Source organism: Amycolatopsis sp. NPDC052450 (assembly GCF_044547565.1).
In the GTDB taxonomy this organism is placed as follows: Bacteria; Actinomycetota; Actinomycetes; order Mycobacteriales; family Pseudonocardiaceae; genus Amycolatopsis.
The window spans coordinates 145,591-157,139 of the sequence record NZ_JBIUAQ010000020.1 but is presented as its reverse complement, the minus strand read 5'-3'; the positions used below and the strand labels follow the sequence as shown (position 1 = coordinate 157,139).

4 protein-coding genes are annotated in these 11,549 nt (G+C 71.6%); all 4 read left to right on the top strand.

What is annotated here, in order from left to right; translation table 11 throughout:
* Positions 1 to 180 precede the first annotated feature (180 nt).
* A complete protein-coding gene (locus ACIHAO_RS28505) occupies positions 181 to 1,587 on the top strand; it encodes an MFS transporter (protein WP_396562903.1) in 1,407 nt (468 codons plus the stop codon).
* A 170-nt stretch (positions 1,588 to 1,757) separates the two neighbouring features.
* Positions 1,758 to 3,518: a fatty acyl-AMP ligase gene (locus tag ACIHAO_RS28500; RefSeq protein WP_396562901.1), complete on the top strand. Its 1,761-nt coding sequence runs from the start codon at positions 1,758 to 1,760 to the stop codon at positions 3,516 to 3,518.
* Positions 3,515 to 9,964, top strand: a complete 6,450-nt coding sequence (locus tag ACIHAO_RS28495) for an SDR family NAD(P)-dependent oxidoreductase (RefSeq protein ID WP_396562899.1) — start codon at positions 3,515 to 3,517, stop codon at positions 9,962 to 9,964. Before ACIHAO_RS28500 ends, ACIHAO_RS28495 begins: the two co-directional genes overlap by 4 nt.
* Entirely contained in the window at positions 9,961 to 11,544 is a 1,584-nt protein-coding gene (locus ACIHAO_RS28490; RefSeq protein ID WP_396562897.1) for an acyl-CoA carboxylase subunit beta, read from the top strand. The genes ACIHAO_RS28495 and ACIHAO_RS28490 overlap by 4 nt, the downstream gene beginning before the upstream one ends.
* Positions 11,545 to 11,549: the final 5 nt, after the last annotated feature.

Genomic DNA, 11,549 nt, shown 5'->3' with positions numbered 1-11,549 from the left:
CCATACGGCAGGTTTGGGGGGGGCGATATGGCGGGTTTTGGTTAAATTGTGGTTTTTTCTTTGGGGGTCGTGAGTGGTAAGTGTCGTTAGAACGACACTTACCACTCACGACCTGCCCTTCACGGACCTGAGGCTCAGGCGCTCCGTGAGAGCCGTCCTTACCGCTCACGAGGAGGCAAAATGCGCCCGACGCTCCTCATGATCGCGTTAGGGGCGTTCGTCACCACCCTCGACAACACGATCGTCGCGGCGGGCGCGCCGTCGATCGGCCGGGAACTCGGTCTCGATCTGCCCACGCTGCAATGGGTGAGCATCGGCTACATGCTCCCGTTCGCCGGGCTGCTCCCGGTGGCGGGCACGGTGGTGGACCGCTGGGGACAGGCCGCGACGTTGCGGGCCGGGCTGCTCGCGTTCGGGGTCGGTGCGGCGGCCGGTGGGGTGGCCACGACGGCGTGGCTCGTCATCTCCGCGCGGGTACTGCAGGGCGCCGCCGCGGCGTTCCTGGTCCCGGCCCTGCTCAGCCTGTTGCGCACCAATCTCGACGCGCGAGGGCGGGCGGTCGGGGCGACGGTGTGGACGGCCTGTCTCGCGGCCGCGCTCGCGCTCGGTCCGACGCTCGGTGGCGTGCTGAGCGAATATTGGGGCTGGGGCTGGATTTTCTTCGTCAATCTCCCGTTCGTGGTGGCGATGCTGCTGCTGTCGCGTACGGTCGCCCTCGCGGACCGCGATCCGGCGGCCGGGCGGCCCGCCGTGCTGTCCATGCTGGTGGTGACCGCGGGGATGGTCCTGATCGCCGCCGCCGTGGTGGAACTGGGCGAGGGCGGCGCGTTGCTGTCCGCGGTGTTCGGCGTGGCCGGGACGGGGTTCGCGATTTGGTTCGTGTTCAGGGAAAGACGCGCGCGCGTGCGGTTGGTGCCGGTGGGCCTGACCGGTCAGCGGGTCTTCGCCGGCGCCCTCACCGTGCAGTTGCTGTGGGGTTTGGGCGTTTCGGGCGTCTTCTTCTTCACTCCGTTGCTGCATCAGGAATCCCTCGGGCTCGGGCCGCTGCACGCCGGATTGCCGCTGGTCGTGGTGGCGGTGGCGGTGGTGGCCGCGACGCCGCTGGTACCGTGGGCCGTACCACGATTTGGTCCACATCGGACTGTCGCGGCCGGGCTGGCGACGGTGGCCGCGGGACTGCTGGCGATCGCCGCCGTCAACCACGTGCCGGAAGTGCTTCCGCGGATTCCCGGGTTGGTGCTGATCGGTGCCGGATCGGCCCTGACCACACCGTTGACCTCGTACGCGCTGGAAATCGTGGCGGAGCGGCACGCGGGCACCGCCTCCGGACTGCTCACCGCGTCGCGTGAACTGTCCAGCGCGCTGGGTGTCGCGCTGATCGGCGCCGTGCTGGCGGTGGTCCGCACGGCCCGGCTCGACGAGGGTGCCGAGTCCGCGCTGGCGAGTGGTTACACGGCGGGCCTGCTGACTGCGGCGGGGCTGGAACTCACCGGCGCGCTCCTCGCGCTCCGGTTGCTGAACCCCCGGCCGGGCCGAAGTTCGTCCCGAAGTGACAAGCGGGGTGCCCCCTTTCTCACTTCCCCGTGAGCACGTCCGCGTCTTCGACGGCGTTCCATCATCCTTTCATTGACACTCTTCCCGCGGTATCCATACAGTTCCGGGCAGCTCAAAGAACGGTCTCCGGAATGGAATCCGCTTTCGGCAACGGTGCCGTTCCGAATTCACCCGCTCCTGCTCACGTCGTCAAACGAGGGGCCATGGAAACCATTTCGGAATCGGTCGTCGCCGCCTGCGAGCCGGAAGACGCGCGCGGCGGGGAGTCGTTCGCGACACTGCTGAGGTACTGGGCGTGGCGGCTCGGCGACGAGGTCGCCGTGACCTATCTCGACCATCGCGCCGGAGCGGACGGCCGGGCGGTCACCGTGTCCTGGCGCGAACTCGACGACCGGGTCGACGTCCTCGCCACCCGGCTGACGTCTTTCACCGCCCCGGGCGACCGGGCGGCGATCCTGGCGCGGCAGTCCGCCGACTACGTCGTCGCCTTCCTCGGCGCGATCCGCGCCGGGCTGGTGGCGGTCCCGCTGTTCGCCCCGGACCTCCCGGGGCACGCGGGCAGGCTGGCCGCCGTGCTCGCCGACTGCGCGCCGCGGGTCGTGCTCACCACCGCCGACGGGCTCGACACCGTCGCCGGGTTCCTTTCCACGACGGATATCGAGCGCCCCGCCGTGCTCGCCGTCGACACCTCGACTCCGGTCGCGGCCGGTGATCGTTCCTGGCCGCGACCGGAACCAGACGGACTGGCCTACCTGCAGTACACGTCCGGTTCCACGCGGACACCGGCCGGGGTGATGCTGACCCACCGCAACGCGCTCACCAACGCCCGCCAGGCCTGCGACGCCTACTCGATCGAAACGGGGACGACGTCCACCGTCAGCTGGCTGCCGCTCTTCCACGACATGGGCTTGATCCTCGGGATCGGCGCGCCGATGGCGGCGGGCGCGGCGTCGGTCCTGATGGATCCGCTCGCATTCCTCGAACGGCCGTCGCGCTGGTTGCGTGCCCTCTCCGCCAGTCCCGGCGCGATCAGCGCGGCACCTAATTTCGCCTACGCCTACAGCGCTTCCCGGGTGACCGAGGACGAGAAGAGCTACCTCGAACTGAGCCGGGTCGTCTCGTTGATCAACGGTAGCGAGCCGGTCTTGCCCGCCACCATCGCGAAGTTCCACGGCGCTTTCGAGGACTGTGGGCTGCGGCCCGAGGTGCATCGTTCCTCCTACGGGCTGGCCGAGGCCACCGTGCTCGTCTCCGTCACCGAAGCGGGCAAGGCCCCGCGACAGGTCGCCTTCGACCGCGAGCGGCTCGCCGCCGGGCTGGCCACGCCCGCCCTCCCCGGCGCGGTGTCCACCACGCTCGTCTCCTGCGGATTTCCGGCGGGGCAACGGGTCCGCATCGCCGACCCGGTCACCGGCGCGCTCGTCGAACCGGGGCGGGTGGGGGAGATCCAGGTCAACGGCCCGAACGTCGGCGTGGGCTACTGGGGACGGCCCGCCGCGTCCGACGGTGTCTTCGGGCTGCCGCCGATCGATCCGGAGTCCGGTGCGGGCTGGCTCGCGACCGGGGACCTCGGCGTGCGTTACGAGGGCGAGCTGTTCATGACCGGCAGGCTCAAGGACCTCGTCATCGTCGACGGCCGCAATCACTATCCGCAGGACGTCGAACAGACCGTGGAGACGCATCCCGCGGTCCGGCCGCATTCCGCCGCGGCGTTCGCGATCGAGTACGAAGACGGCGAAGCGGCGGTCGTGGTGGCGGAACGGGCCAAAGGCGCCGAGGCCGACATCGCCGTGGCGACCGCGGAGATCCGGAGGGCGGTCTCGGCCGCGCACGGTCTCCGGCCGCACGACGTGGTCTTCCTCGCCCCCGGCGAGGTTCCGCGCACCTCCAGCGGCAAGATCAGCAGAGCCCTCTGCCGGAAGTCCTTTCTGGACGGTTCGCTGACCGCGCGGCGGCTCGGGTGACCGCGGAGATCCGCGCCTGGCTCGTCGCGCGGGTGGCGGAGCGGACCGGGCTGCCCGCGGATCGGGTCGACCCGGACCGCCCGCTGCACGAGAACGGCCTTTCCTCCCGGGAGTCGATGGAGCTGGCGGCGGAGCTGGGCCGGTACCTCGGCCGTCCGCTGCCGCCGACCCTGGTGTGGCAGTACCCGACGATCGCCGCTCTCGCCGCCCGTCTGTCCACAGTGGAGGACTCCGCGATCGTGAGCGGTGAAGGCCGGGAGGGGGAGCCGATCGCGATCGTCGGTGTCGGCTGCCGTCTGCCGGGCGGCGCGGACTCCCCGGAGCGGTATTGGCGGCTCCTGGACGACGGCCGTGACGGCATCCGCGAAGTCCCCGAAGGCCGCTGGGACGCGTTCGAGGAGGACCTCGGCCGTGGCGGATTCCTCGGCGACATCGCCGGTTTCGACGCCGCGTTCTTCGACATCACCCCCGGCGAGGCCGAAGCGATGGATCCCCAGCAGCGGATGCTGCTCGAAGTCGCCTGGGCGGCGCTGGAACACGCCGGGATCCCGCCGTCCACCTTGCGGGGGACCCGGACCGGCGTGTTCGTCGGGCTCTCGGCGGGCGAGTACGGCCACCTGACGATGGCCGATCCCGCCACCGTCGACGTCTGGTCCGCCACCGGGGCCGCGACGAGCATCGCCGCCAACCGGCTTTCGTACCTGTTCGACCTGCGCGGGCCCAGCCTCACCCTCGACACCGCGTGCTCTTCCTCGCTGGTGGCGGTGCATCAGGCTGTGCAGAGCCTTCGCCGCGGTGAATGCGGGACGGCGCTCGTCGCCGGGGTGAACCTCCTGCTCTCACCCGCCGTCACCGCGTCCTTCCGGCGTGCCGGGGTGCTGGCCCCGGACGGGCACTGCAAACCGTTCGACGCCGACGCCGACGGCATCGCCCGCGGTGAAGGCTGCGGCGTGATCGTGCTCAGGCCGCTGAAGGCCGCTCGCCGCGCGGGGGACCGGGTGCTCGCCGTGATCCGCGGCAGCGCGGTCAACTCCGACGGCCGGTCGAACGGTCTCGTCGCGCCCAGCCCCGGCGCGCAGGCCGACCTGCTGCGTGACGCGTACGCGGCGGCAGGGGTCGAACCGTCCTCTGTGGACTACGTGGAGGCGCACGGCACCGGGACGGCGGTGGGGGATCCGATCGAGGCCGTCGCGCTCGGCGAGGTGCTCGGAGCAGGCCGTGAATCCGGCCGACCACTCCTGATCGGTTCGGTGAAGGGAAATCTGGGGCATCTCGAAGGCGCGGCGGGGATGGCCGGGCTGATCAAGGTGGTCCTCGCGATGGTCCACCGGCGGCTGCCGCCGACCCCGCATCATCGCGCACCCAGTCCGCATATCGATTTCGCCGGTCTCGGCCTCCGGATGGTCGGCGCCGGGACGGACTGGCCGCGGTACTCCGACGTCGTGCGGGCCGGGGTCTCGGCGTTCGGCTTCGGCGGCACCAATGCCCACGTCGTCCTCGAAGAGTGGCCCGCCGCGTCGTTCCCCGCCCGCGGGACGGACGCAGAGGGCCCGCGGGTGCTGGCGCTGTCGGCCCGATCGCCCGAGGTGCTTCGGGCGCGTGCCGCCGATCTGGCCGACTGGCTCGAAGACCCCGCCCATCGCGCGGTACCGCTCGACGTGGTCGCCACGACGCTGGCCAGGAGCCGGGACCACCTGCCGATCCGCGGCGCGGTGGTGGCCGGGGAACGCGGCCGGGCCGCCGCCGCGCTGCGGGAACTGGCCGCCGGACGCGAGGGCGGAGACGTCGTCGCCGGCGAGGCCGGTCCCCTGCCCGACGTCGTGTTCGTCTTCTCCGGCTACGGCTCCCAGTGGCCCGGCATGGGCCGCCTCCTGCTGCGCTCCGAACCCGCGTTCCGTGCCGAGGTGGAGGCGCTCGACCCGGTGTTCCTGGCCGAAGCGGGATTTTCCTTGCGCGCGGTCTTCTCCGGTGAGCGCGACCTGCCGGACCTCGCCGCGACCCAGCTCGCGTTGTTCGGCATGCACCTCGCCCTCGCCGGGCTCTGGCGCGCGCACGGCGTCGTCCCGGCCGCGGTGGCCGGACATTCGATGGGCGAGGTCGCGGCCGCCGTAGTCGCGGGAGCGCTGGACGTCACCGACGGCCTGCGCGTGATGGCCACGCGCGCCCGGCTGCTCGCCGAGGTCGACGCGTCCGGCGACGGCGCGATGGCGGTGGTCGAACTGTCCCCGGCCGAACTCGCCGACCTGGAAGCCGAGTTCCCCGGGATCACCGTCGCGGTCTACGCCTCGCCGGTCCAGTGCACCGTCAGTGGCGGCGCCGAACAGGTCGAGGCCCTGGTGTCGCATGTGGAGGGCCTCGGCAGGCTGGCGAAGCGTCTTCCGGTCGGAGGTGCCGGCCATTCGGAAGCCGTCGACGCCGTCCTCGGCCGGTTCCGCGCCGAGCTCCACGGGCTTTCCCCGCGACCCGCGGAGATCCCCTGCTACAGCAGTGTTCTCGACGATCCACAGTGTTCACCGGTGTTCGACGTCGACTACTGGGCGGCGAATCTGCGCCGTCCGGTGCGGTTCAGCCAAGCCCTGGCGGCGGCGACCGCGGACGGGTACGGCGTGTTCGTCGAGATATCGCCGCATCCGGTCGCGCTGGCCGCGATCGAGCAGAGCACCGGCGCGCTCGCGCTGCCGTCGGCGAGCCGCCGGATCGACGAGCGGACGGCGTTCCTGATCACGCTCGCCCGGCTCCACACCCTCGGACTGCCCGTGGTGCTCGACGGCGGCGGCCCCCGCCCGCTTCCGGTCGAGCTGCCCGGCCCACGCTGGCGGCACGAACGGTTCTGGCCACGGCGGCCCGCCTCCCGGCCCGGATCCGGTGGCGCGCATCCGTTGCTGGGTGTCCACATCGAACAGCCGACCGGCGGCGGGCACCTGTGGCACGCGGACGTCGGGACAGCGGTGCGGCCGTGGCTGGCCGACCACGCGGCGATGGGGGTCCCGTTGTTCCCCGCCGCCGGTTTCCTGGAACTGGCGCTCGCGGCGGCGAAGACCGTCCTGCGGCCCGGTGGGCATCTGCGCGTCAGCGGTCTCGAACTGCACCGCGTCCTCCCGCTCGCCGCGCACACCGAGGTGACGACCAGTCTGAGCACGGGTTCCGGACCATCCGAAGTGGACGTCTACGGGCGGGCCGCGGATGGCGGCTGGGTCCGGCACGCGACCGCCCGCGTCCGCGACGGCAACACCGCGGTCGTGCCGTTCGGCCCGGTCGGCGGCGACGCCCGGCCGGTCGACCTCTACCCGGTGCTGGCCGCGGCCGGGCAGAGCTACGGTCCCGCTTTCCGCGGGCTGCGAGAGGTTCTGGCGGCGCCCGGCCGGGCCTCGGCGCGAATCACGCTGCCCGCCGACCATCCCGCGTACGTCCTGCATCCGGTGATCGCCGACGCCTGCCTGCACGCGCTGGCCGCGGCCGCCGGGGACGCGCTGCGCGAGGCCGACGGCGTCTTTCTGCCGCTGACGCTCGGCGGGATCGTCCTCGCCGGTGATCCCCGGCGTGGTGTCCGGGTCGACGCCGTTCTCGACTCACTCGACCCGGCCGGTGACGGCCTGGTCGGCGGCGTCCAGCTGGTGGACGCCGACGACGTCGTCCTGGTCGAGTTCCGTGACGTCTACTGCCGCCGGTTCCAGCGTTCGGCACTGCCGGTGCCGATGGCGGATCTGCTGTTCGAGACGGTCTGGCGGCGGGCCGAGCCACCGGCGGCGAAACCGGGTCCGCGCGGCTGGGTGGTTCTGGAGGACGGCTCGCCGTGGCCGCCGGCGTTGCGCGAACGACTCGCCGGGGACGAACTGGTGACGGTTCCGCTCGGGGATCGGGCCGCGCTGGCGGAGATCCTGCGTTCCCGCGAAGTGACGGGCGTCCTCGCGTGGGTGGCCACTTCGGACACGCCCGATCCGATGCGGGCCGCGCGGAGTGTCGCCACGCTCTCCGGCGTCGTCGCCGAGCTGGCCGAAGCGGCGTCCGCACCACGTTTGTGGCTGGTCAGCGCAGGCGCCTCGGCCATCGAGCCCGGCGAACGCGGTGATCCCGGGCAGGCATGGCTTCGCGGGCTGGTCCGTGTCCTCGCCTTCGAACACCCCGAGCTGCGAGCGAGCCAGGTCGACTTCGATGCCGAGCCGGATCCGGCACAGCTGTGGGTCGCCAGGCTGGCGGCGGAGCTCCACGCGGACGCGCCGGACGACGAAATCGCCTGGCGTGAAGGCGTCCGGTACACGCGGGTGCTGGCCCGCCCGGACCTAGAGGAAGCCGGCCACGAGACCGTTGTGCGCGACGGCGCCTATGTGATCACCGGAGGTCTCGGCGGCCTCGGCCTGGTCGCGGCGGACTGGCTGGCCGGGCGCGGCGCGACCAGGTTGATCCTTTCTGGGCGACGCGGCGCGAGCCCCGCCGTCGAGGCGGACCTGCGCGCACTGGATGCGGACGTCCGTGTGGTGACAGGCGACATCGCCGAGCCGGGGACGGCGGAAGCGCTGGTCGCGGCCGCCACGGAAGGCGGTATGCCGTTGCGTGGCGTGCTGCACGCGGCCGGTGTGCTGTCCGACGGTGCCGCCATCGCCCTCGACGAAGATGCCGTCGAGGCTGTCTGGCGCGCGAAAGCGCTGGGAGCGTGGCGATTGCACGAGGCCACGGCCGGACACGAACTCGACTGGTGGCTGACGTACTCGTCGGCGGCGGCGTTGTTCGGATCGCCGGGGCAGGCCGCCTACGCGACCGCGAACGCCTGGGTGGACGCGCTCGTCGAGTGGCGCCGCGCAGGCGGGTTGCCGGCGGCGACCATCGGCTGGGGAGCCTGGGGCGAGGCGGGAGCGGCCGTCGGAAGCCGCAACCCGGTGCTCGAACCACTCGGCACGGACGAGGCACTGGCGGCGATGGACGCCGTGCTGAACCGCGATCGCGGATCGACCGGCATCGCCCGCGTCGACGCCGGGACCGTACTGGCCCTGTTCCCGCGTCTGGCCGGGCGGCCGTTCTTCGAGATGCTGATGCCCAAGGAAGAACCGGATACCGGTCCGTCCACTTGGGACGGATTGGACACGCTGCGGGCGGTCCTGCCGGAAGCGGCCCGCGAGATGCTGGCCGACTATCTCGCCGGTCTCGTCGCCGGGATGCTCGGCCTCGCCGCGGACGAGATCGACAGGCACGTCTCGCTCACCAGGCTCGGCCTGGACTCCCTCACCGCCATGCGCGCGAAGGGTGTGGTGGAACGCGATTTCGGCCTGCCGTTGCCGATTCCGTTGCTGTTGCGCGGCGCCAGCCTCGGCGAACTCGCCGATCACCTCGCCGAACAGGCGGGCTTCGGCGAGGGAGGTCCGCGGCCAGCCCGGCCGGCCGTGACCGTCGGACCGCGTGATCCGGCCGAACGCTGGATCGCCCGGCACTGGCAGGCGGAACTCGACGGTGCGGAACCCGGAGTCCACGACGACTTCTTCGCCGCGGGAGGCGACGATGAGGCGGCGAAGCGACTGCGTGCGGTGTTCGCCGGGCAGCTCGGCGCGGTCCCCGACGTCGACCTGCTCTTCGCCACACCGACGATCGCCGCGATGGCCGATCTGCTGCGTGACCGGATCGAGGGACGCGGGGGCTGTCCGGTCCGGCCGCTGCGCGAAGGCGGCGCGGATCCGGTGTTCCTGTTCCATCCGGCGGGCGGCCCGACGAGCGTGTACGAGGGACTCGTCCGCCTGCTGCCGGAGGGCAGGCCCGTCTACGGGCTCGAACGGATCGACGAAGAGGACACCGTCGAGGACAAGGCCGAGTGCTACCTCGAGCTGATCAGGGAAATTCAGCCGCAGGGCCCGTATCGACTGGGCGGCTGGTCGTTCGGCGGCTGCCTCGCCTACGAGACCGCCCGGCGGCTGACCGCGGCGGGGGAGCGGGTCGATCTCGTGTTCATGATCGACAGCATCCTGCCCCTGCCCGCGCGGGGGAAGGCCGCGGACGAGATCCTGCTGGACCGGTTCGACCGGTTCGCCGAGCACGTCGAACGGACCTACGGCGTGCCGCTGGACATCCCGCGCGAGGACCTCGTCCGGCTCGGTGACGACGAGCAGATCCGGCTGGTGATCAGCAGACTGGCCGCACAGGTCCCGGAGCTGGGACAGGGCGTGCTGCGGCACCAGTACGAGTCCTATGTGGACGCCCGGGTCGCCGAACGTTACCAGCCGGAACCCTATGCGGGGCCGGTTCTCCTGGTGCGCGCACAGGAGCCGCATCCGCTGACCACCACCCTCGATCCGCGGTATCTGCGTACCGACGACGCCCTCGGCTGGGACGTCTTCTGCACGGAGCTGGAAGTGGTGCGGGTGCCCGGCGATCACCTGTCGATGATCGACCCGCCGCACGTCGAAGTGGTCGCCGCCGAACTCGCCGCCCGGCTCGGGGCACCGAAGGCGGCGAGACCATGACCGATGCCCCGTTCGCGCCGACGACGGCGTTCCGGATCGCCGACCTCGCCGCCCGCCAGGACGAAGCCGTCCGGATCGCCGAGAAGCGGGCCGTCGACCGGCAGCACGCCAAGGGCAAGCTGACCGCGCGCGAACGCGTCGAGCTGTTGCTGGACCCGGGTTCCTTCGTCGAACTCGACCAGTTCGCCCGGCACCGGTGCACCGAGTTCGGGATGGACGCCAACCGGCCGTACGGCGACGGCGTGGTGACCGGCCACGGCACCGTCGACGGCAGGCAGATCTGCGTGTTTTCCCAGGACTTCACGGTCTTCGGCGGCAGCATGGGCGAAGTCTTCGGCGAGAAGGTCCTCAAGGTGATGGATCTGGCGATGACGCTGGGCTGCCCCGTCGTCGGGATCAACGACTCGGGCGGCGCCCGGATCCAGGAAGGCGTCGTCTCGCTGGCCTATTACGCCGAACTCGGCAGGCGTAACGCGCTGGCGTCCGGCGTCATCCCGCAGATCTCGCTGATCATGGGACCGTGCGCCGGCGGGGCGGTCTACTCGCCGGCGATCACCGACTTCACCGTGATGGTCGACGAGACCGCGCACATGTTCGTCACCGGGCCGGACGTCGTGCACGCCGTCAGCGGCGAACGGGTCACCGCCCAGCGGCTCGGCGGCGCCGCGGTGAACAGCGAAGTCTCCGGGAACGCCCACCACCGGGCGGCCGGCGAACAGGACGCGATCGACTGGGTACAGACGCTGCTCGGCTACCTGCCGTCCAACAACCTCGACGCCGTCCCGGAGTACGCCGACGAAACCGAGCCGGACCTCACGGCCGCGGACCTCGAACTCGACCGGCTGGTGCCCGATTCGCTCAACCAGGTCTACGACATGACCGAGGTGATCGTCCGGCTCGTCGACGACGGCGACTTCATGGAGGTGCACAGCGGCTTCGCGCCGAACATGATCTGCGCCTTCGGCCGGGTGCGGGGCCGGACGGTCGGCGTCGTGGCCAACCAGCCGCGGCATCAGGCCGGTGTGATCGACATCGACGCCTCGGAGAAGGCCGCGCGGTTCGTGCGGTTCTGCGACGCCTTCGGCATCCCGATCCTCACCCTCGCCGACGTCCCCGGCTACCTTCCCGGCGAGGCGCAGGAACGGAACGGGATCATCCGCCGCGGCGCCAAACTGATCTACGCCTACGCCGAGGCGACCGTGCCGATGGTGACCGTGGTGATCCGCAAGGCCTACGGCGGCGGCTACGCGGTCATGGGTTCGAAGCATCTCGGCGCGGACGTCAACCTGGCCTGGCCCACCGCGGAGATCGCGGTGATGGGCGCCGAAGGCGCGGTGCGGGTGCTGCACCGGCACGAACTGGCCGCGCTGCCCTCAGAACACCGTTCCGCCGAACGGAGGCGGCTCACCGAGGCATACCGCGAACGGCATTCGAATCCTTACCTGGCAGCGGAACGTGGCTACATCGACCAGGTCATCGCGCCGTCGCAGACCCGCCTGCAAGTGGCGCGGGCCCTGCACACGCTCCGGACGAAACGGCAGACCACCCCGGCCAGGAAACACGGCAACATCCCGTTGTGAGCGAG